We start from the raw sequence: 25,874 nt of genomic DNA, 5'->3' as shown, positions 1-25,874 counted from the left end.
ACTTATGCTCCTTTTGGCTCGGCTTTACTTCTGCTCTGAGCCGTTTTCTTTGTCTTTTTCTGCTTGGGCTTTTCGTCGGGATAGTACCTGTGCTGTGATATATTCAGCATGATACCCATTTCCGCAAGCTGCATTATAAGCGCCGTACCGCCGTAGCTGAAAAAGGGCAGACTGATACCTGTATTGGGTATGAGGTTGCTTACAACGGCGAGGTTAAGGACTGTCTGTATGCCTATCTGAGTGGTGATACCGACTGCTATGAGCATACCGAAGCGGTCCTTGCAGCGTACTGCTATAGAATAGCCCTCTATAACAAGAAGGAAAAAAACAATGATTATGGCAAGAGCTCCCACGAAGCCGAGCTCCTCACAGACAATGGGGAAAACGAAGTCGTTCTTCGTCTCGGGGAGGTAGAGGTACTTCTGACGGGAGTTACCCAGTCCCAGACCGAAAAGTCCGCCGGAACCGATAGCGATAAGGGAGTTGGCTGTCTGCCATGTATCTCCAAGCTTGTCGGCAAAGGGATTCTGCCATGATTTTATACGTACAGCAACATAACTGCCGGGCACCTGTGCCTGCCATGAGATATAGGCTATAGCCAGACCAAGCGCAGCTGCACCAAGACCAATGAAGTGCTTCCTGTTCACACCGCCGCAGAGTATCATTGCAACGGCAATAGTGCCGAGGAGTATGATACCCGAAATGTGCTTTTCAAGTCCGATGAGCAGCACGTACAGTCCGAGTATCATGGCATATTTGATTATACCTGTCTTAAAGGTGTTCATCTTGTCCCCGTCACGCTCCATGCTGTAGGCAAAGAAGATGATGAGTGCCAGCTTCGCCACCTCCGAGGGCTGGAGATTTATAGGTCCGATGTCTATCCAGCGTCGTGCGCCCATGGTACCGCCCTCATCGTTACCGATAAGAAGAACGGCTACCAGAAGTACCGCACCCAGAATATACATCAGACTTGCTATATTCAGTTTTTTAAGTATGGGGAGCTTTAAGTTCTTGAAGTTATGGTAATCCATCTTCATAAAAAAAATCATAGCGATAAAGCCGATAACAGCATTTTTCGCCTGATTTTTCGCATAATACAGACCGTCGCCGCCGTGCTCGCTGTATGCCCACGCATAGCTTGCAGAGGACATCATTACGATGCCGACTACAAGAAGTATCATAACATAAGCGAAGAACGAAAGGCTCAGGTCACCGCGCTTGCCGCCTGAAAAGGGATTATACTTGGCAAAGCGATTTTTTGTCTGTGAATTGCTTGACGCCATTTTTTCTCCTTAAATATATGGATTTAGAAAACTAACAGTGTAATTATGCCCAGAACTCCGAAAATAATGCCGCAGAGCGAAAAAGTTATGACTATCTTGTACTCGCTGAAGCCGCTCATCTCGAAGTGGTGGTGGATAGGAGTCATCTTGAATATACGCCTGCCCTCTCCGTACTTTTTCTTTGTGTACTTGAAGTAGCTTACCTGTAAAACAACGGAAAGCGCCTCGATGATGTACACAAGTGCAACGAGAAGAAGCAGCAGGTGCTTGTGGAGTATAAGTCCCACGCCTGTAACGGCTGCACCCAGAAACATTGAGCCTGTATCGCCCATGAAGCACTTTGCGGGGTTAAGGTTCCAAAGGAGGAATCCGAGACAGCCGCCTGCAAGCGCCATTGTGAAGCAGGTCATCTCATTCTGTCTGAGTATTGAGCAGCATACGGTGAATATAAGCATAGCCACAAATGTTACCGAGCCGCAGAGACCGTCTACTCCGTCTGTGAGGTTTACCGCATTTGTCAGGTAAATTATCACAGCCATCATTAATATATAATAGAATATTCCCAGTGAGGGGCTTCTCCAGAAGCCGAGGTCGATGCGTGTCGCACCGTCGCCGAAGAAGTGTACAGCAGCAAGAAAGCCTACGGATACCACAAGCTGTATGGCTATCTTCTGCATGGGAGAAAGTCCGTCGTTGTTCTTTCTGGCAACCTTGGTATAGTCGTCGATAAAACCGATAACGCCGAATGCAGCTGAGAAAAGCACCACGCTCAGCAGCAGATAAAAGGGCTTGAAGCTCGCCTTATCCGTTGCATCGAGACCTGTTTTCCACCTGTATATCCAGTAGCTCGCAATGGCAGTTATGACTGTGGATATAATGAACATGAAACCGCCCATGGTGGGAGTTCCCTGCTTTTTGGCGTGCCACTTGGGTCCGTCCTCAGTCTTTATCGGCTGACCGAATTTGATCTTATGGAGAAAGGGCACAAGAAATATGCCCGAAACTCCTGCAATAACGAATGATAAAAGTGCAGTTACAAGATTTATTACCCAGAAAGACATTTAAAATAACAACTCCAGTTTTATTTATTCAGAAGCTTTAAGCCTTCGGCGACTATCTCACGCTCGTCGAAGTGTATGTGCTCCATGCCCGCAAGTATCTGATAATCCTCATGTCCCTTGCCGGCAAGTACTATTATATCACCTTTCTCAGCAATTTTCAAGGCATGAAAAATCGCTTCTTTTCTGTCAACTACAACATCATAGTTCACATCTGCGCCCTCAAGACCTGCAAGGATATCCTTGATAATAGCCTCGGGCTCTTCATTTCGGGGATTATCAGAGGTAACTATTAGCTTATCGGCATATTTTGCCGCAGCCTTAGCCATTTTCGGGCGTTTTGCCGCATCTCGGTTGCCTCCGCAGCCGAAAAGGCAGATAAGGTCGTTTTCCGTGTATTCCTTAACGCTTTTGAGGATATTCTCCACAGCGTCGGGAGTATGTGCGTAATCGCAGATAACTGTGAAATCCAGACCTGTGGGAATGACCTCGCAGCGTCCCTTGACACCGTTATATTCCTCAACAGCAGGGATTATGTTCTCGATAGTGAGCCCTGCCTCGAGACAGGCAGCAATAGCTGCCGTAATATTCGATACATTGAACTGTCCCGGCATTCTTGACTTGATAAGGTGCGATTTATCGCCGTTGCAGAACCAGAAGCTGGAGCCTGTTGCCTTTATCTTTATGCCGTCGGCATAGAAGTCCGCATTTTCCTTTACGCTGAAGCTGAGTCTCTTGCAGCTCACCTCGCCGAAAAGTCTCCTGCCGTAGTCGTCGTCCGCATTGATAACAGCGCAGTCGCATATATCAAAGAGCATTTTCTTTGCCTGATAGTAATCCTCCATATCCTTGTGGTAGTCCAGATGATCCTGAGTGAGGTTCGTGAACACAGCCACATCGAAATGTGAAGAGCCTATCCTGTACTGACACAGACCGAAGGAGGAGACCTCCATGACAACATACTCACAGCCCGCATCTGCCATCTTTGCCAGCAGCCCCATGAAATCATACGCCATCGGAGTAGTGTTGTCGGTGTGGAGTATCTCATCTCCTATTTCGTTCTGTATCGTACCCACGAGCCCTGTTTTGTGCCCGTTCTTCATAAGGATATGCTTTATAACGTTGGTAATGGTAGTTTTACCGTTAGTACCCGTAACGCCGATAAGCTTCATTTTGCGCTCGGGGTGCCCGAACCATGCAGAGCATATCTGTCCGTAGAGCTTTCGTGAGTTATCGGTGATTATCTGTCTGTCTCCCAGACCCAGATCACGCTCACAGACTACAGCCGCCGCGCCCTTTTCAAGCATTTCCTTAGCCGCCGTGTGTCCGTCGAAGCTGCCGCCCTTAACGCAGACAAAGAGGCTTCCCTCGGTGACCTTGCGTGTGTCGTCGGTAACAGAGCTTATTTCGGTATCGCCGATAGCAGTAACAGCGTTGTTTTCAATAAGTTCGCATAATTTCATTGTGTCTGCCTCCTGTCCTTCTCTTGTTCAATAATTATTTTTATCTGTTTTATCTTTTTTGCCTTGAATAATACAGTTTTCTGAGGTATGTATGTACTCAGTCGCTTATCTCATTCACCATGAATTCAAGCTCTATGGTAGTACCTCTCGGCACCATTTTGCCCTCCTGTATGGACTGGCTGTTTACCGTAGCGCCTTCACGCTCGATAGAAGCGCCCTTCGATGTATAGTTCAGACCGCTGTCATTGATGATCTGATTTGCAACGCTTGGGCTGCAGCCGTAGAGATAGGGCACCATTACAAGTGTATCCGCGTAATTCACCTTTTCTGTGTACAGGTATACACAGCCGTCCTTGGCAATGGATTTTCCTGTCATGGGAGACTGGTCAACGACCTCGATGCCGTTGCCTATCTTCTCATATCTTACGCCCATACCGTCAAGAGTCTTTATAGCGTCATCTATGCTTGCGCCCTTGAGGAGTGGCACCTTTATGTCAAGGTTTTTGAGCTCCTGCTCGTTGTACTCGGGGCTCTTGCCAAGATACGGGAGCACCTCTGTGAGAATATCTCTTGCAGTAGGCACCGCGCACTTGCTTCCGTAGTAGCCGTCGTTCTCTTTATCAGGCATATCAGCCATTACAAAGAGTATGAGCTCGGGATCGTCCGCAGGTGTAAAGCACACATAGGAAGCGCCGTATTCCTGAATGGCGTCGTTTTCCTTCTCCTTGATGGACTCATAGCGTGAAGTCTCGCTGAGTCGCTGAGAGGTACCCGACTTGCCGCCGATAGCGTAGCCCTTGATGTTAACGTTTCCCGCACCGTTGCCTGTTACGACCTGATACAGTGCATTTCTCATCTTAGCCGAGGTATCCTCGGATATTACCTGACGTCTTACAGTTCTCTCGTTTTTGAGAACTACATTTCCGTCACCGTCAACTACCTTATCAACCACATAGGGCTGGAGCAGATAGCCGCCGTTTATGGAAGCACAGCAGGCGGTTATCATCTCCATGGGAGTGATAGTTTCGCACTGTCCGAATGAGCTTACGGCAAGATCAACAAGCTCCATCTCTTCGAGGGTCTTGTTATTGCCGCTTACCTCAGCGGGAAGATCGATGCCTGTAGGCTCTCTGAAGCCGAATGCATCGAAGTAATAGCAGAATTTCTCATCGCCCAGCTTCATACCGATATCCATGAAAGCAGGGTTGCAGGAATTTGTGAGAGCCTCCTGGAAGGACTGCATTCCGTGACCCGGAGCTCTTTTCCAGCATTCGATATTGGCTATATGACCGGTTATCTTTTTATAGCCCTCGCAGTAGAAGCTGTCATGCTCTATGTCAATAACGTTTTCTTCAATTGCCGCCGAGCTGGTTATGACCTTGTATACAGAACCGGGCTCGTAGGTCTCGGTTATGCACTTGTTCTTCCACATTCGCTCTCTTGCTTCGGGAGTATAGTCCTTGAAGTCCTTACCCGTGGGCTCGGTGATATTCTTTTCAGCGAATATCTTTTCAAATATAGTCTGATCCGATACCTTGAAGGGCTCGTTGAGATCAAAGCTGGGGTATGTCGCCATACCGTATACAGCGCCTGTCTTCGGATCCATAAGGATAGCGCAGGCACGGTTCTTGACTTTATGATCCTGCACCATTTTCTGGAGATTCTTTTCAAGTATGTACTGTATCTCTCTGTCTATGGTGAGATACACATCGTCGCCCTCCTTAGCCTCATAGGTCTTGGAGTACTTATAAGGGAGAGCGTTTCCGTTGGAGTCCACAGCCGAGATAGTTCTGCCGTCAACTCCCGAGAGATATTCGTTGTAAGAGGACTCGATACCGTAGGAGATATTGCCTGTAGTAAATCCGATAACGGAAGCGGCAAGGTCCTTCTGAGGATAATAGCGCTTGGTGTCCTCCTCATTTCTTACCGAGACAAAGCCATACTCGTTGAAAAAATCGTCGATCTCGTCTGCAATGGGCTTCTCTACCTGTTCCTGCAAAACGATATACTGGCTGTCCTGCTCGATGGCTTGCAGGACCTCTTCTGCTGTGATACCGAGCTTGATCGCAAGGAAATTCACCGCATCTGTCTTGAATTCGTCAATTGAAGCAGGAAGCTGTTTCTTGTCAACTCCGTTTTCATCAAGAGCAGGAGTATATGTACCGTTGGCAATATCAAGAGCACGCTTTTTTATAAGCTTATCAAGGGTTTCAAGGTCCTCCTTGAAGCTCTTTGGGTCAATGAATATCTTGTATACGGTAGCACTTTTGGCAAGAGCAACGCCCTTTGAGTCGTATATAGAGCCTCTGTGAGCGGATATGCTTACTGAGCCGAAGTGCTGATCGTTAGCCATATTCTGGTATTTCTTGTTGTTTAATACTGATATCTTAAAGAAATTGCCTGCTACAGCCGCAAAAAGCACACTGAAAGCGGCAGTCATCACTATTTTCGATCTGAACCTCATTGCATTTGAGGGATTTGGATTTATCACTGAAATCTTCCTTTCCGTGATCTATAATAAAAAAGGCAGGGTTGTCATGTGCCCCGCCTCTGAACATCTTATTTATCTTTTCAGGATGTCCTTTTGTTTTGATACGACGAAGGATTTATCGCTATTCAAGCGTGGACTGCCGTCCCCGGGCACTATTTCGCCCAGAGCCCGGGAACTGCACATCCGGTATTCCGATCACCCGCTGTATCTCCGTGTTCTACATATAACCTCGGCATTTATATATTTTTTCGTTGCCGATAGTGTTCATTAATTATACGGGCAGCCCTTTTGTTATATATATATTGGTACTACCCTCTGAAATATTCCACGCATTTATCGAAAAAGGACTTTATTTTCGCTATAATGCCTTTTTCCTGCTCCGGAATAGTAACGACGTCGCCTGTCTGAATCTGGATATATTTTATCTGTGTGGAATCGATCTTCTCCATTCCAAGCGACTTGGCATATTCTTCTATGCTCTTAGCCGACATTTTTCCGTCAAGTTCAGACTGGAGTCTTACGTTTTCGGCTGCGGCGCTATCAAGCTTCTCCTGAAGAGTGGAAACCTTATTGTAGGCTGTATTCCGCTTATCAAGTGAATAGATGACCGAGCCGAGCAGCGCGGCAGCCATCAGCGATACAATAATTATCTTGAATACCGAACCGCTTCGGGCTTCGGTCTTGCTCATTTGTATCTCGGGCTTATGCTCAGAGTCATTCTGCATAGCGTCACCTGTTTCGGTCGTCTCGTCCGAATCGGCATCGTCATAGCTTTCGTCCATATAATAGCGTACAGTGTTTTCAGCCATTGCTTTCCGCACTCCTTTCTATTATTCTGAGCTTTGCGCTTCTGCTTCTGTTGTTTCTTTCGAGTTCCTGTTCCTTAGCCTCTAATGGCTTTCTGTTTACAAGTTTTCCCTGCGGCTTGTGTCCGCATACACACTGGGGGAAATCCGGTGGACATATACATCCCCTGCACCATTCCGCAAATTTCTGTTTAACGAGTCTGTCCTCAAGGGAATGGAAAGTAATAACTGCAAGGCGTCCGCCTGCCCTCAGACTGTAGAACGCGTCCTCGAGACCTTTTTCAAGGTGCTCAAATTCTCCGTTGACTGCTATTCTTATTGCCTGAAAGGTCTTTTTGCACGGGTTCTTTTCGCGTCTCGCTTTCTGAGGAACGCTTTCTCTTATGATATCTGCAAGCTGCATAGTAGTCATTATTGGCGAGCTTTCTCTTGCACGGATAATATTTGAAGCTATTCTTCTGGAGAACTTTTCTTCTCCGTACTCAAAGATTATCCTTGCCAGTTCCTGCTCGGAATAAGTATTGACCACATCGGCTGCACTCATTCCCTCCTTGCTCATTCTCATATCAAGAGGAGCGTCGGAGTGATATGAGAAGCCTCTGCTTCCCTCATCGAGCTGAAATGACGAAACGCCAAGGTCCATAAGGATACCATCGGCATAGTCTATATCAAGTTCATTGAGGACCGCTCTTATCTCGGAATAGTTCCTGTGAACTACCGTCGCATTTTTGTAGACTGAGAGGCGCTCTGTCGCAGCTGCGACTGCGTCGGGGTCTCTGTCAAGAGCGATGAGCCTTCCATTTTCATTCAAACGTGAGGCAATTGCAGAGGAGTGACCTGCACCGCCTGCGGTACCGTCAACATAGATACCGTCGGGACGAATGTTTAGTCCATCGATACATTCCTCAAGCATAACAGGTATATGGCTGAATTCCATCAAACAAAACTCTCCTTATTCCGATATTGATCGGCAACAAAGATAAAAACGTCTGTATCAGATAACAAGACCTGCAAGAATGTCGTTGATCTTGTCCTGAGTGATACTGTTGTTGACTTCCTCCCACTTGGACTTATTCCAGATCTCAGCTCTTTTATCAGCGCCGATAACTACGACTTCGTCAGTAATACCTGCGTGGTCTCTGAGCTGCTGTGTGATAAAGATACGTCCCTGCTTATCGGGGATCTGCTTATCAGCACCTGCGAGGAGCTTACGTCTTGCGAGAGCTCCGTCACGTCCCGGGATATTGCCAAGCACATCACAGTATGCCTGAAATGCTTCCGGCGAGTAAACGGCGATATAGGAGTCATCATGTCCCTGGCAAAGGTAGAATTCGGGTCCGAGTATCTCTCGGAGCTTGGTCGGGAAGCTCATACGGCCTTTCTGATCTATACTTGGGTAGTAGGTACCGCATAACAGATCTGCCATAGAACTTCGCCTCACTTTCTTTCTAACCTTTAGGATTGATTCACCCTAATTTGGAAAATTTCACATCCAATCACCTTTTTTCACCCTAAACATATTTTACCATTATTCAGTGTGAAAATCAATATGGAGTTTCCGACAATATTATCCCCAAAAATCGGCGATTTTTTGTGGATTTTGTTTAATGTTTAACCATTGGTTAGAAAGAAACGAAACAAACGTTTTTATCTTTGTTAAATTTTTTACGTTGTTTTCACCTTTTATCACCTTTTGGGATCATTTTCAGGTTTTTTTCACCTCTCGGCTTCACCTTTCATCACCCAAAAGGAGAAATAAGCCTTCGGATATAATGAGACTGTGTCCCACACATCCAAAGACTTATTCCTTTTGTTCCATGTATCCTTTGGCTTTGAGCCATATCAATCATATGTATATTTCAGATTGAATTTTGATGATTTAAGTCCCATCATCATTGAGAACGGATAACCCTTAGCGGTTGTCTGTCCGTCTATGTTTACAGAGATGACGTAGCCTGTCTCCTCTGAGTAAACGGGCTGTATCCAGTTTGCGGGATCGTCCGAAAGAGTGATGTGGTAAGCTGTTTCAAGCTTTTTCTTCACTGCCTCGGCAGTCATATATGTAACTGTTCCCCAGTGCGGGTCGTAAGCGGCATCATAGTCGCTGGGCACGCTTCTGAGGTACGGATAATCCGCATAGAATACGTCACGGCAGTTTGCCGAGCAGCCGCCGCTTGAAGCGGAGAATACTGTCAGCGCGTAACTGTTGTCGTAGTAAAGTGCCTCGCCCAGTACTTCCTGACAAGCGTCAATGACTACCTGGGGCGGGTCAGCCTTACCTCTCAGGTCCTTTGAATCGTCGCCGTTATACTTTATATAAGTATAAACCGCAACTGCCTGAGCCTTGATAGCTTCGTAAGAGAAGCTTCCGCCGACCTCACGGTTGACTATCTCAGATACGACCTTGAGGGTATCGCCAGCAGGCTCATGAGCTATGGTAAGCTCCTCCTCGTCAGTCATTCCTGTATTCATAAGCTCTGTTCCGGGGTAATAGTGGAACAGGATATCCTGATATGTCCAGCCTGCGCAGCTTGCATAGAAGTTTGCGCCGTTCTGGCTCATACCGACGCCGTGTCCCCAGCCGTAGGTAACGAATGCGAATTCGCCGGGCTTGGCTTCCACATCCGGATCCGACTGTGACTGCGGTATATCACCTACCGACGCGCCGGAGGTCTTGAGCTCCACCGCTGTAGGTGCTATGCTGCGGCTCTTTGCCGCATTCTTTGATAAAGTAGGCGTTGCTTTTTTCAACGCGCTCTTTTTCTTTGCAATCTCTTCCTCACGAGCCTTACGCTCTTCTTCCGAAAGTCCTGCATATGGATCAACAGCTTCGCCCACCTTCGCCATTTCAGGCGTTGCGAGCTCATAGCTTATAAGAGTGAGGCTGGAATCATAATCGCTGACATCAGCTTTCTCCCAATCCTCTGGCATCTTTGACTCTTCCTCCGCACTTTCCGAAGCTTTCTCGGAAGTGTTTTCGGTTTCCGCAGCTGTTTCGCTTACCTCCGCAGTGGTTTCCGCAGCCGCAGTTTCCTCGGCTGAAGTTGAGCTGTCCGCGGTGTTCATGCTAACAGTTGCCGAGAGCACAAGTACTCCCGAAGCCACAGCTGCCGCTCGTTTAAGCATTGTCTGTACCTTCATAACGCTCTCCTTTATTGAAAAAATATAAGAGTTCGCTTACTGCTGGGGCTGTTCCTCAGCAGCCTGTTCGGCTTCCTGCTTTTTTGCCTGTAACCAGGCTTCAGTACGCTGGATAGAATTTGTATCCCCTGCGACCTCGCCGTCCCTGAGTCTTCTTCCCACTACGAGGAAGCGTGAATTATCCACGTCCGAATAGCAGGTAGACAGGGTAATGAGCTTGTCGCCGTACTTTACATCGACTCCCGTGTCATAGAGCCAGCGGCTCTTGCACTTGTCGATATAGAAATTGAAATCTTCTTCCGAAGAAAGGTCTTCCATATCCCAGTAGTGGAAGTCCGTTTCGTCATAGGTTCCGCTTGTAACAAGGATAGCGAAAATAACGTAATCGTAATCCTTGTAATTGGAGCTGACATGTATGAACGGATTATTCCAGTAGAAATCGGGATTCAGTCTGTACTCTCTTGTGCAGCCCAGCATCTCGCCGTTCCACCACGCATGACCGTATATGACCTGATTGGTGGACTGTTCGCTTTCAATGCTGCCGAAATTATCACGGTAGTCAAGGAACAGGCTGCCCTTTTCGTCGTACTGTCTGTAAAGATCGTTATCCAGATAAAAGAAGTTGGGGTAGTAATCCCTGCCGCCGTAAAAAGCCTGATCCGAATGTATCTCACCCGGATCCCTGACGATAGGGTAATCGATCTGGAGACCGTCTACCTTTATCCAGCCGATGACGTCCTTATTGACGTGCAGCAGCGACTTTGCCCTGTCTGTCATACCGAGCTGTGACGGTACGAATCCGTACTTTTCGGCAAGATCATCGGGAAGCTCCTTGGTAGTTACTTCCACAGGAACTGTAGTTTCGATCACATCGCTGTATATGGGGACTGCTTTTTTGTCCTTGTTTATCATTACAGCCAGCACACCAAGTCCCAATGCCGCCGCGCAGGTAGCACAGGCGGTGATTATCTTTGCAGGTTTGTTCATTGCTTCTTATTCGCCTCCGTCGGTCCGTACGGCTCAAATGGAGCGTTGGGATCATACCTTTCGTCCGAATGGTTCTCATAATAGAAATTCGGCCACTTTATATTGGGGTTGCGCACGCTGTCCTGAGTTCCCTCTATCGGGTCCTCGCCGTCGCGCACACGTCTTGCCATTATTATGATACGGCCTCTGTCTTCATCTGCGAGAGTAGTATTGCAGGTCGAAAGGGTGAGAAGCGGATCGCCGTACTTAACGTCAACATTGTTAAGGCGGATAGTTCTTCTCTTGGCTTCATTGACAAAGTTGTAGAAGTCATCTTCATTGTCAAAGTCAAGCTTGTTCCAGCACTCGAACTTGGTATCCGTTTCGTCCTTGGAGTCAATAATAAAGAATGCGAATATCTTATATTTGTAGTTTTCGTAATTTGATCTGAGATCTATTACAGGGTGAAGTCCGTAATAATCGTCTCTCCAGTTATAATACTTGAGACAGCCAAACATCTGGTCGTCGTACATATTATGACCGTATATGACAAGGTTATCCGAGTTCTTGCACTTTAAGTAACCGTCCTCGCCGACCTCGTCGAAATGGTTTCTGTAATCAAGGAAAAGCTCTCCTGCTATGTTTTCAGTCAGGTCAAACTTCCTGTTCAGATATTTTTCATTGTCCTCTGCCTGCATGACAGGGTTATTTATAGGGGTATTGGGAACAGAGATGACGCCGACGATATCGTGGTTCTGCTCCCAGAGCTTGCGTGCACCCGGCAGCATATCGAGATATCTGACACGGTCATCGGCAGGCTCCTCTTCCTTGGGAGCTTCCTGATCTCCGTATACCTCATAAATTTCCATAAGGTTCTTTGTCTTGCGCTTGCTTGTCCACAGGTCATAGTAGTAGTCACCCACTATGTATCCGCAGACAACGATAGCCACAACAGAACCCAGGAAAACGATTTTTCTTATGCGCTCACCGAGCCTGTCTCCCTTTTTGGGAAACAGGTCCAGCAAACGCTGTTTAAATGATTTCTTCTTTTTTTTCTTCTTCTTTTTGGAAGGCTTCTTCACTTCCTCAGAGGTCGTCTCCGCAGCCGCCCGAATAATTGGCTCAGGAGCTTTGTCCTCATGTACAGCTCTGTGTACAGGGCGAATCGGCTCTTCCTTTGGTTCGGCAGTATGGCTCACAGGAGTAAAGACCATGGTCTCATCGTCCTTCTCCTCAATCACACTTTCAGCCTCTGCCGCATGTGCATACGCTGTGCTTATTGACTGCGTCTGGGTTTCAGCCTCTGCCTCCGCCTCGGTAAAGTCCTCCGTATATCCCGTGATATCACCGCTGACCTCTGTGAAGTCCTCGGCTACTTCCTCCGCCAGCTCCTGGAGTTCCTCATGTGCGGGAGTTTCCAGTGCAGGGAGTATATCAGAGATATCGGGAGAAGCATTTTCCTTAGCCTTTGCGTCAGCTTCCGCCTTATCGGCAGCAATTCTTTCTGCGTCTGCCTTTTCTCTTGCTATTGCCTTGTCGAGCTCTTCAAGTATATCCGCCGCTGTTGCATTGCGTTTTTCCTTGACCTTTGCAATGCGGTCGGCTATGCTCTCCGAGCGTTCGCTTTCTGATTTATTTTCATAAGTCATCGGAGCGACTTCCGCTTCACTGCGGATAGACCTTCTGATAGCCTTTATCTTCTCAGCTCTGCGCTGAGCTTCTGAGCTTCCGTCGGTTATTTTTTCGCTCATCAGTCTTTACTCGCCTCCATCAGTATTTTTTCAATCGTGCCAAACGCATAAGCAGCCGCACATCGTCTGATATTCGTTCTGCTCATATCGCTCAGCTTCCAAAGCTCGGGCAGCCTTACAAACTGACTGCCGCAAATATCGAAACCGATATACACCGTTCCCACAGGAGTCTCTGCAGTTCCGCCCGATGGACCTGCAATGCCCGTTATGGAAACGCACACATCTGCTCCCGAGCGTATTTTAAGTCCCTTGACCATGCTCAGTGCTGTTTCCTCGCTCACCACGCCGTGATCCTGTATGACCTCGGTGGGGACACCCAGAAACTCTGTCTTTATCCGCTGAGAATATGTGCATATCCCAAGCTCAAAGACCGCAGACGCGCCCGATACTGATGTTATAAGCTCCGAAAGAAGTCCTCCCGTACAGCTCTCCGCTGTAGCTATGGTAAACCTCTTCCGTTCTAATAATTTTACAACATTTTCAACGGTCTTGTCAAGTTTTTCGGTGTCACATTCAGAAAATTTACTGCTTACCACTAAATCCCCACCCTTTCTTTAGTCCACATTTCACAAAAATAAAGTGATTGATTTGTAAAAAACTTAAAAAATCATTCACCAAAATTAAAGGTTTTCATCTCGGTATTTTCAACAGCCTTCTGTATGAGGGGTTCAAAGTCGAAGCTGTTCTGTGCTTTTTCGATGTCAGCAAGCTGAGGTCTTACCTTTGGGTGACGTGGGGTAAATACTGTACAGCAGTCCTCGTAGGGCTGTACGGATATATCAAATGTGTCTATTTTACGTGCGATCTCAATTATCTCGGTCTTGTCCATGCCGACGCAGGGACGGAACACGGGTATGCGGCATACTGCGGCTGTGCATACCATAGCCGCCATTGTCTGGCTTGCCACCTGTCCCACGCTCTCGCCTGTGATAAGGGCAAGGCAGTTGTCCTTTGCGGCAATGCGCTGAGCTATCTCCATCATGAGTCTTCTCATTATAATAGTAAAGAACTCCTCTGGGCAGTGGTCCTTGATAGCCTCCTGCAACTCTGTGAACGGCACGCAGTAGAAAGCGATACCGCCGCAGTAGTCAGTCAGCTTCCGGCAGAGCTCCTCGACCTTGAGCTGTGCGCGGTCTGAGGTGTAGGGAGGGCTCACATAGTGGATAGCGGCGATGTGGATACCGCGCTTTGCCATCATATAGCCTGCAACAGGGCTGTCTATACCGCCTGAGAGGAGAAGCATAGCCTTGCCGCTGCTTCCCACGGGAAGTCCGCCTGCTCCCTTGATATTCTCTGCGTGAACGAATGCGTTCTCGTCGCGTATCTCAACAGTAACAGTTACCTCGGGGTTCTTGACGTCAACAGAAAGGTGCGGGAACTTCTCCAGCAGCTTTCCGCCCAGCTCCATGCAGATCTCGGGAGACTTCATGGGGAATGCCTTGTCCGAGCGCTTTGCGTTGACCTTGAAGGTCTTTGCGCAGCTCAGTACATCTTCAAGGTACTCATAGCTCTTATTGCAGATGTCCTCGAAGTCCTTTTCGCATACGCAGGCACGGCAGTATGTGGCGATACCGAAAATCTTGCCCACTCTGTCAGCCACCTCGTTAAGGTCGATGTCCTCGTCAAGAGGAGTTATGTATGTTGTGGACTGAGCGCTGGTCATCTGAAAGTGACCGAGAGGCTTCAGTCTGCGCTTTATGTTCTTTATGAGCATATCCTCAAAGGTCTTTTTATTGAGACCTTTCAGTGCCATTTCACCGTATTTTACAAGTATTAACTCTTTCATTCAAATTCTCCTATACTATTATAAATAATATTATCTTCTTACTTATTTTGGGCAAATTCCCGAAGAGCAAAGCACATATTCCAATAAAAAATCTGCCCAATGATCCATGTTACGGCATAAAAAATCCGACACGCAGATAATTTAGGTGACTTTCCCTCTTTTTTTGCTTTTTTGATCCTCGCACTTGCCGACGCATAGTAACAAGCTATCCATATCAGCGTCCAAATTACCGAAAAAGCAATAAGACCAAACCAATCCATAAATTCAGCCTCTTACCTTTTCCATGCCCTCGCTGAGAGCCTCGCAGAACATATCAAGCTCCGCTTCTATAGTCTCAGCAGTCATGCTTATGCGAAGAGCACTGTCCGCACGCTTGTCCCTTATGCCGAACTGCCCCAGAACTCCGCTCTGCTGTCCCTTTGAACAAGCCGAGCCGCTTGACACGTATATACCCTTGCTTTCAAGGAAGTGGAGCATTATCTCCGAGCGCTTGCCAACTGCCGAGATATTCACCACATATGGTGAGCCGTCCTCAGGAGAATTTACCGTAACGTTCTCCATATCCCTCAGCTTGCTCAGCAGATACGCTTTAAGCCCGCTGACCTTATCCCAGCGCTCCGAAACAGTGGGAGAAAGCTTCTTTACCGCAGCTCCGAAAGCCGCTATCATGGGAACGCTCTCAGTACCCGAGCGTATGCCCTTTTCCTGCTTACCGCCTGTAACTACGGGCAGCACACGTACTCCCTTTTTGATGTAAAGAGCTCCAACACCCTTGCCGCCGTGTATCTTGTGACCGCTGAGGGAGATAAGGTCTGCGCAGAGTGTGCCTGCCTTTATGGGAAGCTTCATGTAAGCCTGCACGCAGTCCGTATGGGTGATTATGTGGGGATAACGGCGTTTCACAGCCGAAAAGGTCTCCTTGACGGGGAGTATGTAGCCTGTCTCATTGTTGACGTACATCATGCTGATAAGGCAGGTGCTGTCATCGCAGGCATTTACGAAGTCCGCTGCATAATAGCGCCCGTCCTCACGGGGAGAAACTCTCACCACCTCAAATCCCTTTTTTTCAAGGTCAGCGGCAGTCTCCTCAACGGAGGCGTGTTCCACTGCGGATATTACTATCTTCTTATTTTTTCTTCCGTAAGCCGCAGAAGCTCCGCGGAGAGCGAGGTTGTTGCTCTCGGTAGCTCCCGAGGTGAAGTATATACAGTCCCTGTCCCCGCCGATGCTGTCGGCAATGGCTTTTCTTGCGCCGTCCACCACAAGCTGTGCGTTTAGTCCTGCTCTGTGGAGGGAGGAGGGATTTCCGTAATTCTCGGTCATGGCTGCCACAGCCGCCTCAACTGCTTCTGGGCAGGGCTTTGTTGTCGCCGCGTTATCAAGGTAAACTTCCATTTTATGTTCCCTTCGTTTGTTGATTTAGTAACGTAACTTATATTATAACATATAATTACAGAAATAGCAACACTCGCGGACGTAAACTGCCGCATTTTCAATTCTTTAACGCGAACACGGCGGCGCGGGCTCCGCGCTTATAACATATTTTATAAGATAAAGCAACCGCACGGAAATAGAAAATATATTCGATTTTTGTTGCTTTTTTCCTGACGGTGTGCTATAATGAATTTGTATATCTAATTTTACGGAGGAAAATACAGTGAAAAAGAGCTGCGGCAATATATGCTCTTACAAGGAAAAATACCTGTCTGCGTTCCTCATAGGCTTCTTCACCCTGCTGGTGACCACACTGCCGATGATGCTGACCGAACGCGGATATTTCATATACTTCGGCGATTTCAATGCACAGCAGATACCATTCTACAGTCTTGCAAATGACACTGTACGCAGCGGCAGCTTCGGCTGGAACTGGTTTACCGATCTGGGCTCGGACTTCATGACGTCCTATTCGTTCTACCTCTTCGGAAGCCCCTTTTTCTGGCTGTCCACCCTGCTCCCGCGGGGACTGGTGCTCTATTCCCTGCCCTTTCTGCTGGCTATAAAGCACGGTATGGCTTCCCTGACAGCCTACGTCTATATACGAAGATTCGTCCGCGGCAAGAACGCCGCTCTCACAGGAGCTCTGCTCTACGCATTTTCGGGCTTTCAGGTCTACAATATATTCTTCAATCACTTTCAGGACGTTACCGCTTTTTTCCCTCTTATGCTCATCGCTATGGAGGAGAACATCAACTGCCGGCGCAAGGGCGTTTTCGCACTTTCAGTTGCGCTCATGGCATGCATAAACTACTATTTCTTTGCAGGTCAGGCGGTATTTCTAGTGCTGTACTATCTATTCAGAATGAGGTGTGCGGACTTCCACACATCATGGAAAAAGTTCTTTCTGCTCATTCTCGAAGCGATCATCGGTACGCTTATGGCAGCCTTTATCATACTGCCCTCGGCTATGGCGCTCATGGGAAACTACAGGATAAGCGAGCACGCCTACGGTGCGGATATGGTCGCTTATAATGATAAGACCCTTATCCCGAGAATAATCCAGAGCTTCTTTATGCCGTCGGATCCGCCCGCATATCCCAATCTGCTCAAATCAGACTTTGAAAAATGGGCTTCTATCGGCGGATATCTGCCACTTTTCTCCATGGTGGGAGTTCTCACTTTCCTGCGTATGCACAAGAAGCACTGGGCGGCAAGGCTTCTCGCATGCTGCGGCATATTCGCAGTTATCCCCGTTCTGAACAGTCTTTTTCAGGCTGCTAATTCCTACTACTACGCACGGTGGTTCTACATGCCCATACTCATTATGGCTATGATGACAGCTCATACCCTTGACGACGAGAACTGCGACTGCAAGTTCGGACTGCGGTTCTGCGCCGTTATGCTGGCAGCACTGGCAGTTATAGGAGTTTTCCCCGCAAAGCCCGAGGACGGCAAAAAGGCAAGGCTCTTCTCAATGCCCGATGACCCGCTGTACTTCTGGCTGACCATATGCGTGGCAGTGGTATTCCTCATATGTACGTTTTTCGTGCTCCGCCGAAAGAAAAAAGGCACTCTCAGCACAAGATTCATGGTGTTCGCCACAGCTGCCGCTTCCGTTATATGTATCCTGACCACCTCACTCTACGGAGCAAACACCATAGGCGACGCCCGCAAATACATCAGCTCCGCCATTGAGGGCGGCGACGGCGTCTGCGAACAGGTCACAAGCGATAATTTCTTCCGCATAGATATTTCCGAGGACTGCGACAACTACCCCATGATATGGGGACTGCCAACAATGAGGGCTTTCCAGAGCGTTGTATGCACCTCTATCATGGATTTTTACAGCTTCATCGGTATACAGCGCGACGTGGCTTCACGTCCCGAGCTGAGCAACTACCCTCTCCGCGGACTTTTCTCCGTGAAGTACTACTACAAGGAAAAGACCGAGGGGTGCAGCTATGATGAACTGGTGTCATCAAGCATGGACAGCTCCTCTGCCTCATCTGCGTCCTCAAAGAATTCGGCTAAGGACGATGAGGACACCAGCAGGGTCATAATTCCCGACGAGCTTCCGAACTTCAAGTATATCGGCGAAAACGAACACTTTGAGATATACGAGAACGAGCTGTTCATACCTATGGGCTTCGGCTACGACAAATACGTGAAGAAGTCCGACGCCGAAAACAAGTCAAAGCTCCAGCGCCAGAACGTCATGCTGAAAGCACTTGTGCTCAGCGACGAGCAGGCTGAAAAATACAGTGATATCCTCACGGAGTACGATATGGGAAATGCTTCAACATTATCGCGGAATACCTACTCTGTATTCTGCAATGAGAAGCGCAAGTGCTGCTCAAAGAGCTTCACCTTTGATTCCCATGGCTTCACCTCGGTCATCGACCTTGCAAAGCCTCAGCTGGTATTTTTCAGCGTACCCTACAGTGAGGGCTGGACAGCCACAGTGAACGGCGCTCCTGCCGATGTTGAGCGTGTGGACGAGGGCTTCATGGCTGTAAGAGCCGACTCAGGCGAGAACATTATCGTTTTCAGCTACGAAACGCCCTACCTGCGCATAGGTATAATAATAAGCCTTTGTGCCGCAGCTGTACTTGCGGTATATGTGCTTCTGCCGGGACGTAAGCGCAAGGGCGATATCATTGATATAAAGCATTACTACGATTACACATCATGTGAAAAAATAAAGGCAGCTCAGGACTACTGCGACAGCCTTTTCAAAAAGGAGAGAAAATAATGCATTTACAGGAAAAAACCATCACAAGCGACTCAATATATGAGGGACCTATCTTCACTATAACTCACGACACAGCGGAGCTTGAAAACGGCAAGACCGCTGTCCGCGACGTTCTCCACCACCACGGCGGAGTATGCGTCATACCTATAACAGAGAACAACGAGATATTTCTCGTAAAGCAGTTCCGCTATCCGTTCCAGACAGTTACCCGCGAAGTTCCCGCAGGAAAGCTTGAAAAGGGCGAGGACCACGCTGTTTGCGGCAGACGTGAGCTCCTTGAGGAAACAGGCTATACCTGCTCGGAGTACGTATATCTGGGCGAAATGCTGCCAACTCCCGCATACAACAGCGAGGTAACATACATGTACCTTGCAAAGGGACTTACATTCAGCAGCCAGAACCTTGACCCCGACGAATTCCTCGACGTGGAACGTATCCCACTTGCAGAGGCTGTAAAACAGGTCATGGACGGCACTATACGCGACGGAAAAACTCAGGTGACTATCCTCAAAGCCGCACGTATCCTCGGCATATAAAAAAAGACCTGCCTTTCGGCAGGTCGCGGAAATCTTCTGTTTTATTCGTCAGCTCCGGCAGTAGCATTCTCTGCTTCCTCGGTTTCCATGACAGCAAGCTGTCTCTCATAAGTGTCGAGGATAGTCTCCTCAAAGAGCTTCCTTGCTGATGGTGAAATGGGGTGAACGATATCGCGGAAAACTCCGTTTTCGTCCTTGCGGCTGGGCATTGCCACGAAAAGTCTTTCGTCGCCCTGAACCACCTTGATGTCATGGACTGCAAGCAATTCGTCGATAGTAAGTGATACTACCGCGCGAAGCCTGCCCTCGGACATGATCTTCCTGATCTTTACATCTGTAATTTCCATAAGCTATTCTCCTTGTTTGTATTATCTTTATGTTCGATAAAAATGTCGGAATTGAACGTCAATAAGTTTATTGTTATGACAATAAACTCGAACTGTAAGTAAACCTATAAACTATTATAACTCGTTTTTTGTAAAAATGCAAGCTGTTTTGCAACTTTAAAGGCAGGAATTAAATATTTATATGTGTATATGCGATAAAAATCGCATACTCTATCCTCAGCGTCAACATTCGGAAGCCCTTTCGCTCCCGTCAGTATATCATTTATTTAAGAAAGGTGATCATTTTGGATATCAATATCTTAAACGGCAAAAAGCACATTCACTTCATCGGCATAGGCGGCTCGGGCATGTACCCCCTCGCTCAGATACTCCACTCTCAGGGCTACTACCTGACAGGCTCGGACAACAACGAGACTGAAACTCTCGACGCAGTAAGAAAAATGGGTATCCCCGTTTTCATCGGTCAGAGAGCTGAAAATATCGAGGGCGCAGACCTTATCGTACACACTGCCGCTATCATGGCTGACAATCCTGAGCTTGTTGCTGCAAGAGCCAGCGGAGTTCCCGTCCTTGAACGTGCAGACCTTCTCGGTATCGTTACCAGCTGGTACGACAACGCTATCTGCGTTTCGGGCACTCACGGCAAGACCTCCACTACCTCAATGATCACTCAGATACTCTTTACCGCAGGCGTTGACCTGTCCGCATATATCGGCGGAAAGCTCCCCTGCATAGGCGGAAGCGGCGTTGCAGGCAAAAGCGATATAATGGTATGCGAGTCCTGCGAATTTGAGGATCACTTCCTTAAATTCTTCCCCGATATATCCGTTATTCTCAATATCGACGCCGATCACCTTGACTACTTCGGTACACTTGAAAATATCATCAAGTCCTTCCATAAATTCAATGAGAACACCTCAAAGTGCATTATCGTCAACGGCTCTGACGCAAACTCCATGAAGTCACTGGAAGGCATCACAGGCAAGGAGATAATCACCTTCGGCAGGGACAGCTCCTGCGACTACTACCCCGAGAACGTAAAGCACGAGAACGGTCTCCTTACCACATATGACGCTATGTACAAGGGCGAGAAGCTTGGAACCATAACTCTCCATGTGGCAGGCATACACAACGTGCTCAATTCACTGGCTGCCGTTGCTGCTGCACGTTACGTTGGCGTGGACTTCAAGTTCATTCAGAAAGGGCTGGAGGACTTCCGCGGAGCTAAGCGCCGCTTCGAGAAGCTGGGCTTTGAAAAGGGCATAACCGTCGTGGACGACTACGCTCACCACCCCACAGAGCTTGAAGCTACTCTCAACGCGGCTATGGAAATGAACTTCAAACATGTATGGGCTGTGTTCCAGCCATTCACATTCTCCCGTACAAAGCTGCTGCTGGACGACTTTGCAAGAGTATTACAGATACCCGACCACGCTGTTCTCACTGATATCATGGGAAGCCGCGAAAAGAACACCTACGGTATCTTCACACGCCACCTTGCCGAGAAGATACCCGACTGTATCTGGTTCCCACAGGACGAGTCCGCAGAGTGGACGGACGAGCGCAAGTACGCTAACTTTGAGCAGATATGCGACTATATCTGCGAGAACGCACAGGAGGGCGACCTGGTTATCACTCTCGGCTGCGGTGACGCCTACAAAATAGCAAAAATGGTACTGAAAAAGCTTTCGGAGGAGAAATAATATGCTCAAGGATAAGGAAATAGCAGTATTCAACTATATAAAATCCCGTCTCAGCGACGGTATGTCTCCCTCTGTCAGGGAGATTATGGACGCTATGGGCTTCAAGTCCACGTCCACTGCTCACCGCTACATAGAAACTCTCGTCCGCGAGGGACTTATCGAGAAAACAGGCAACCTCAACCGCACCCTGCGTCTGCCAAACAGCGGCACTACATCAGTTCCCGTAATGGGTACAGTTACCGCAGGACAGCCTATCACAGCCGTTGAGGACATCACAGGCTACATCGGCTTTGAAGCCCCGGGCATTGACCCTCAGGAGCTCTTTGCCCTGAAAATACGCGGCGAGAGCATGATAGACGCAGGTATCCTTGACGGGGATATTGTCATCGTCAAGCGTGTGAACTACGCTGAAAACGGCGATATAGTCGTTGCTTTCATTGACCGCGAGGAGGCTACCGTAAAGCGCTTCTTCAAGGAAAAGGGACACTACCGTCTCCAGCCCGAGAATCCCACTATGGAGCCTATCATCGTGGACGAGGTGGAAGTCCTCGGCAAGGTCATCGGCTTGAAACGCTACTATTGAGCCATTAGCCTTTAGCCGTTAGCTTGTAGGGGCGGATAATATCCGCCCGTAAATAACAGACATTGCTGAGATAAATCGGAATTTATCAAGCTATCTGCTAAAGAAAGGATGAGGCAGTGACTATGATTGAGATTTCCTATCTACAGATGTTTATTTTTATAACTCTCATTTGGATAATTGTGCGATTCATAATTGCGATCAGATTCAAGAAGTTTTCGGTAAAACGAGAACTACAGATGCTTCTTGTATACATATGTCTTGTAGTTATTGCAAGATTTGTATACTTCCCGTTACATTTTGTTGATGGAAAAATAGGTACACTAACGATTGGATTTTCAGAGACACCGTCTGACATGATAAGTTTAATCCCGTTCTTTTTTCTCTTTGACAGATATGATGGATGGCTTATCAATATTATAGGGAACATAGCAATGTTTATACCAGTAGGAATAGTATGGCCTATCTGTTTTCGCAAGCTTGATAATATCAAAAAAACAGTGTTCGCAGGGATTTGTTTTATTATCTTTATTGAGCTGTCCCAACTGCTATGTCCCGAAAGGCATACAGATATTGATGACATAATATTAAATACGAGCGGTGTTATGATTGGGGCGTGTGTCATATTTGCTATACGAAAAGCCACAAATTCTGATTTATCTCAGCAACAATAACTCTCAACTCGCAACTCTTGGGACGTCGAGGCGGCGTTCCCTACACCTCGGGCGGATAATCTCCCAACAGGAGCCGCGACCCTCTGTCAGCTTTGCTGACATCTCCCTGTACTACAGGGAGTCACCGCCCCTACACTGATCACCGGCAACTAACCACTAAAAATAAATATTTTTCAAAAAACACTTCCCTTTTTGCGAAAAATAGTGTATAATGTAAGTTGGTTCAAAATATACCACGGAAAGGACGATACAAATGCTTAATGAAGTAAAAGTAATCATCTGCGGTAAGGAGTACAAGATCAAGACCGCAGAAGCTCCTAACTACGTTTTTGCTCTTGCAAGAGCACTTGAGACCAAGATCAATGAGATCACCGCAGCAAGCGGCTCTTCGCCATATGCTGCTTCCATAATGGTGTCGCTGGCTCTCCTCGACGACCTCAACAAGGCTAACCAGCGCCTTGATAATATCCGCGACCAGACAAAGGAGTACGTTGACGAGGCTGGCAGGACACGCATCGAGCGCGACGCTGCTCAGAAGGAGATTGAGGTGCTCAAATCCAAGATAATCCAGCTTGAGAATATGGTCAAGCTCAAGCAGCTCAGCGACAGCATTTAATGAATCAAACCGAGATACTTGCTCCAGCAGGCAGCATGGAAACTCTCCGTGCGGCTCTCAGAGCAGGCGCACAGGCTGTATACATAGGCGGAAAGCGCTTTTCGGCGCGAAGCAGTGCCGCTAACTTCTCTATCGAGGAGATAGATGAGGCTGCTAAACTATGCCATAAATACGGCGCTAAACTGGACTTAGCCGTGAATACAATAATCTCAGACGATGAGGCACAGGACTTCTGCGAGTACATAAAGGCTGCCGCAAAATGCGGTGTTGACGCCTTTATAGTGCAGGACTGGGGCTGTGCGGAGCTTATACGCCGCTGTGTTCCCGACGCTGTGCTCCACGGCTCTACCCAGATGTCAGTGCATACTGCCGCAGGTGCTGCTATGCTCAAAGGTCTGGGCTACGCAAGAGTTGTTCCCGCCCGTGAGCTTGACAGGGAGACTATTTCCCATATCTGCGGTGTGGGTATAGAAACAGAGATCTTTGTACACGGTGCGCTGTGTATGTCCGTTTCGGGACAGTGCTATATGTCGGCGATGATAGGCTCGCGCTCCGCTAACCGCGGCGGCTGCGGACAGGCTTGCAGACTGCCCTTTTCTGCTGTTGGCAATAAGGAAAAGGCTGCATTATCGCTGAAAGACCTTTCCCTGCTCCCCTATGCACGGGAGCTTGCGGACATGGGCGTTGACTCCTTCAAAATTGAGGGACGCATGAAGCGCCCCGAGTATGTGGCTTCCGCAGTACATGAGCTGAAAGCTGCTCTTGAGGGCGAATCTCCCGATATGAAGCTCCTACGCGGCGTATTCTCCCGCGGTGGCTTTACAGACGGCTATTTCACGGAAAAAAGGCAGGATATGTTCGGAGTCCGTGAAAAGGACGACGTTATCTCCGCCCATGAGCTTATCCCGAAGATACATGAGCTCTACCGCTTCGAGGGCAAGGCATATACAGTCGATTTTCACGCTGTCATAAAAGAGGGACAGCCTGTGGTCATAACCGCTGTATGCGGCGGTGTTTCGGCTTCTGCTCAGGGAGCTATCCCCGAAAAGGCGCTTAACCGCCCCACTGACTGTGACACTCTCGCCAAGCAGCTCTCAAAGCTTGGGGATACGGTGTTCAGCTTCGGAAAGCTGACCGCTGATATGGACGATGGACTTATTGTCCCCGCAGGAAAGCTCAACGAGCTCCGCAGAACTGTTACCGAAAAGCTCACGGAGCTGATTATCAAAAAGAATACCCCGAAATATACTATTTCCGACTATGTTCCAAAGCTTGCGGCAGCGGCACTCTCTGAAAAAGAGAAGCTGCCCCTGAGGACCTACTGCCGTACCCGTCAGCAGGCGCTTGTCGCTGGGGATATGTCGGAGTTCATAATAGTGCCCGAAAATATCATCAATGAGGAAATGCTCGGCAGCGTGGATAGTGACAAGATAATCATCGCGCCGCCACGCTTCATGACTGACGAGGACGGGCTGAAAGACAGACTGACACAGCTGAAAACCATGGGAATAAGCAGGCTTTACTGCCACACTCCCGACTGTATCGCTATTGGAAAGGAGCTGGGATTCAAGCTCCACGGCAGCTTTACTCTCAATGTTTTCAACTCCTTCAGTGCGGAATATCTCCGCGGTCTCGGACTTGAGGACTGCATTTTCTCGGTGGAGGCTACTCTCCCGCAGATATCCGCTGTTCGTACCGAACTGCCGCTGGGAGCTGTAGTTTACGGCAGACTTCCCCTTATGCTCACAAGGAACTGCCCAATAAAAAATGAAGTAGGCTGCGGAAAATGTACAAAAAAGCTCATTGACCGCACAGGCAGAGAGCTCCCCGTTGTCTGTACAAAGGACTACGCAGAGGTGCTCAACGCAGATAAGCTCTGCATGACCGACAGGTCTGACGAGCTTCGCAATATAAGCTTCGGCGTCGTTTATCTTTCGGACGAGACCGACGACGAGATACGCGCCGCACTCAGCGGACGCAAGCCGCAGGGAACTATCACCCGCGGACTATACTACAGAGGTATACAATAATGAAACTTACCTTCAAAAAGCTTGACCCAAAGGCTGTTATCCCATCTCGGGCAACAAGCGGCAGTGCAGGTCTTGACCTTTGCGCCTGTCTGGACGCTCCCGTGACTATCGAAGCAGGAGAGATAAAAATGATCCCCCTCGGTATCACCGCAGAGCCCGACCGTGAGGACATTGCCCTGCTTATCTACCCGCGCTCGGGACTTTCGTCAAAATACGGCGTTTCCCTTGCAAACTGCGTGGGCGTGGTGGACAGCGACTACCGCGGAGCATGGTTCGTGCCCCTCATAAACCACGGGAAAGAGCCATTTACAGTCGAGCACGGTATGCGTATCGCTCAGCTGATACCAACAAGTATATTGATGCCTGAGATCGAAGTCAGCGACCAGCTCTCGGAAACAGAGCGCGGTGCAGGCGGCTTCGGCTCGTCAGGCATTTGAATATGAATAACAAAAGA

The 25,874-nt window shown here is 48.3% G+C and carries 22 protein-coding genes; 8 read left to right on the top strand and 14 right to left on the bottom strand.

Annotated features, from left to right (window positions below; translation table 11 throughout):
* Positions 1 to 2 precede the first annotated feature (2 nt).
* The 13 genes from N774_RS0115595 to N774_RS0115530 all read right to left on the bottom strand — a co-directional run bounded on the left by N774_RS0115595 (position 3) and on the right by N774_RS0115530 (position 16,140).
* Positions 3 to 1,283, bottom strand: coding sequence for an FtsW/RodA/SpoVE family cell cycle protein (locus N774_RS0115595; RefSeq protein WP_024862138.1), 1,281 nt, complete (start codon positions 1,281 to 1,283; stop codon positions 3 to 5).
* Between the two features lie 23 nt (positions 1,284 to 1,306).
* Positions 1,307 to 2,344 carry a phospho-N-acetylmuramoyl-pentapeptide-transferase gene (gene mraY / locus N774_RS0115590; protein ID WP_024862137.1) on the bottom strand — a complete coding sequence of 346 codons (1,038 nt, stop codon included), beginning with the start codon at positions 2,342 to 2,344 and terminating at the stop codon, positions 1,307 to 1,309.
* Between the two features lie 20 nt (positions 2,345 to 2,364).
* Positions 2,365 to 3,804: a UDP-N-acetylmuramoyl-L-alanyl-D-glutamate--2,6-diaminopimelate ligase gene (locus tag N774_RS0115585; protein ID WP_024862136.1), complete on the bottom strand. Its 1,440-nt coding sequence runs from the start codon at positions 3,802 to 3,804 to the stop codon at positions 2,365 to 2,367.
* A 97-nt stretch (positions 3,805 to 3,901) separates the two neighbouring features.
* Positions 3,902 to 6,295 carry a penicillin-binding transpeptidase domain-containing protein gene (locus tag N774_RS0115580; RefSeq protein ID WP_024862135.1) on the bottom strand — a complete coding sequence of 798 codons (2,394 nt, stop codon included), beginning with the start codon at positions 6,293 to 6,295 and terminating at the stop codon, positions 3,902 to 3,904.
* Between the two features lie 308 nt (positions 6,296 to 6,603).
* Positions 6,604 to 7,104: a hypothetical protein gene (locus tag N774_RS0115575; RefSeq protein WP_024862134.1), complete on the bottom strand. Its 501-nt coding sequence runs from the start codon at positions 7,102 to 7,104 to the stop codon at positions 6,604 to 6,606.
* On the bottom strand, positions 7,097 to 8,038 hold the full coding sequence (gene rsmH, locus N774_RS0115570; RefSeq protein WP_024862133.1) for a 16S rRNA (cytosine(1402)-N(4))-methyltransferase RsmH: 942 nt from the start codon (positions 8,036 to 8,038) through the stop codon (positions 7,097 to 7,099). Before rsmH ends, N774_RS0115575 begins: the two co-directional genes overlap by 8 nt.
* 57 nt (positions 8,039 to 8,095) lie before the next feature.
* On the bottom strand, positions 8,096 to 8,527 hold the full coding sequence (locus N774_RS17710) for a division/cell wall cluster transcriptional repressor MraZ (protein WP_024862132.1): 432 nt from the start codon (positions 8,525 to 8,527) through the stop codon (positions 8,096 to 8,098).
* A 416-nt stretch (positions 8,528 to 8,943) separates the two neighbouring features.
* Positions 8,944 to 10,242 (bottom strand): SpoIID/LytB domain-containing protein, encoded by a 1,299-nt coding sequence (locus tag N774_RS0115560; protein ID WP_024862131.1) that lies wholly within the window; start codon positions 10,240 to 10,242, stop codon positions 8,944 to 8,946.
* A gap of 36 nt (positions 10,243 to 10,278) precedes the next feature.
* Positions 10,279 to 11,229, bottom strand: a complete 951-nt coding sequence (locus tag N774_RS0115555; protein ID WP_024862130.1) for a class B sortase — start codon at positions 11,227 to 11,229, stop codon at positions 10,279 to 10,281.
* Positions 11,226 to 12,959 carry a class B sortase gene (locus tag N774_RS0115550; RefSeq protein ID WP_024862129.1) on the bottom strand — a complete coding sequence of 578 codons (1,734 nt, stop codon included), beginning with the start codon at positions 12,957 to 12,959 and terminating at the stop codon, positions 11,226 to 11,228. The genes N774_RS0115555 and N774_RS0115550 overlap by 4 nt, the downstream gene beginning before the upstream one ends.
* The gene (locus N774_RS0115545) at positions 12,959 to 13,495 is read right to left on the bottom strand and encodes a CinA family protein (protein ID WP_024862128.1); all 537 of its coding nucleotides are present in this window, start codon (positions 13,493 to 13,495) and stop codon (positions 12,959 to 12,961) included. Before N774_RS0115545 ends, N774_RS0115550 begins: the two co-directional genes overlap by 1 nt.
* Before the next feature lie 71 nt (positions 13,496 to 13,566).
* Positions 13,567 to 14,745 carry a tRNA uracil 4-sulfurtransferase ThiI gene (gene thiI / locus N774_RS0115540; protein ID WP_024862127.1) on the bottom strand — a complete coding sequence of 393 codons (1,179 nt, stop codon included), beginning with the start codon at positions 14,743 to 14,745 and terminating at the stop codon, positions 13,567 to 13,569.
* 264 nt (positions 14,746 to 15,009) lie between these two features.
* A complete protein-coding gene (locus N774_RS0115530; RefSeq protein WP_024862125.1) occupies positions 15,010 to 16,140 on the bottom strand; it encodes a cysteine desulfurase family protein in 1,131 nt (376 codons plus the stop codon).
* Positions 16,141 to 16,402: 262 nt separating this feature from the next.
* On the opposite strand from N774_RS0115530, the gene N774_RS0115525 reads away from it, so the two are divergent.
* Both N774_RS0115525 and N774_RS0115520 read left to right on the top strand, forming a co-directional pair.
* Positions 16,403 to 18,934 carry a YfhO family protein gene (locus tag N774_RS0115525; protein ID WP_024862124.1) on the top strand — a complete coding sequence of 844 codons (2,532 nt, stop codon included), beginning with the start codon at positions 16,403 to 16,405 and terminating at the stop codon, positions 18,932 to 18,934.
* Positions 18,934 to 19,470 carry an NUDIX domain-containing protein gene (locus N774_RS0115520; RefSeq protein WP_024862123.1) on the top strand — a complete coding sequence of 179 codons (537 nt, stop codon included), beginning with the start codon at positions 18,934 to 18,936 and terminating at the stop codon, positions 19,468 to 19,470. Before N774_RS0115525 ends, N774_RS0115520 begins: the two co-directional genes overlap by 1 nt.
* 41 nt (positions 19,471 to 19,511) lie before the next feature.
* Here N774_RS0115520 and spoVG read toward each other — a convergent pair whose 3' ends face one another.
* Entirely contained in the window at positions 19,512 to 19,817 is a 306-nt protein-coding gene (gene spoVG, locus N774_RS0115515) for a septation regulator SpoVG (RefSeq protein ID WP_024862122.1), read from the bottom strand.
* A gap of 284 nt (positions 19,818 to 20,101) precedes the next feature.
* Between spoVG and murC the strand changes: the two genes are divergently transcribed.
* The 6 genes from murC (at position 20,102) to dut (ending at position 25,857) form a co-directional block, all read left to right on the top strand.
* Positions 20,102 to 21,520, top strand: a complete 1,419-nt coding sequence (gene murC, locus N774_RS0115510; RefSeq protein WP_024862121.1) for a UDP-N-acetylmuramate--L-alanine ligase — start codon at positions 20,102 to 20,104, stop codon at positions 21,518 to 21,520.
* A gap of 1 nt (position 21,521) precedes the next feature.
* Positions 21,522 to 22,103, top strand: a complete 582-nt coding sequence (gene lexA, locus N774_RS0115505; protein ID WP_024862120.1) for a transcriptional repressor LexA — start codon at positions 21,522 to 21,524, stop codon at positions 22,101 to 22,103.
* A 122-nt stretch (positions 22,104 to 22,225) separates the two neighbouring features.
* Positions 22,226 to 22,774 carry a VanZ family protein gene (locus N774_RS0115500; protein ID WP_024862119.1) on the top strand — a complete coding sequence of 183 codons (549 nt, stop codon included), beginning with the start codon at positions 22,226 to 22,228 and terminating at the stop codon, positions 22,772 to 22,774.
* A gap of 253 nt (positions 22,775 to 23,027) precedes the next feature.
* Positions 23,028 to 23,390: a cell division protein ZapA gene (locus N774_RS0115495; protein WP_024862118.1), complete on the top strand. Its 363-nt coding sequence runs from the start codon at positions 23,028 to 23,030 to the stop codon at positions 23,388 to 23,390.
* Positions 23,390 to 25,420: a U32 family peptidase gene (locus tag N774_RS0115490; RefSeq protein ID WP_024862117.1), complete on the top strand. Its 2,031-nt coding sequence runs from the start codon at positions 23,390 to 23,392 to the stop codon at positions 25,418 to 25,420. The genes N774_RS0115495 and N774_RS0115490 overlap by 1 nt, the downstream gene beginning before the upstream one ends.
* Complete coding sequence (gene dut, locus N774_RS0115485) at positions 25,420 to 25,857, top strand: dUTP diphosphatase (protein WP_024862116.1); 438 nt, start codon at positions 25,420 to 25,422, stop codon at positions 25,855 to 25,857. The genes N774_RS0115490 and dut overlap by 1 nt, the downstream gene beginning before the upstream one ends.
* Positions 25,858 to 25,874: the final 17 nt, after the last annotated feature.

It is taken from the genome of Ruminococcus flavefaciens AE3010 (genome assembly GCF_000526795.1).
In the GTDB taxonomy this organism is placed as follows: domain Bacteria; phylum Bacillota; class Clostridia; order Oscillospirales; family Ruminococcaceae; genus Ruminococcus; species Ruminococcus flavefaciens_D.
Note: the sequence above shows the minus strand (reverse complement) of the source record. Positions and strands in the feature narration are given on the sequence as shown.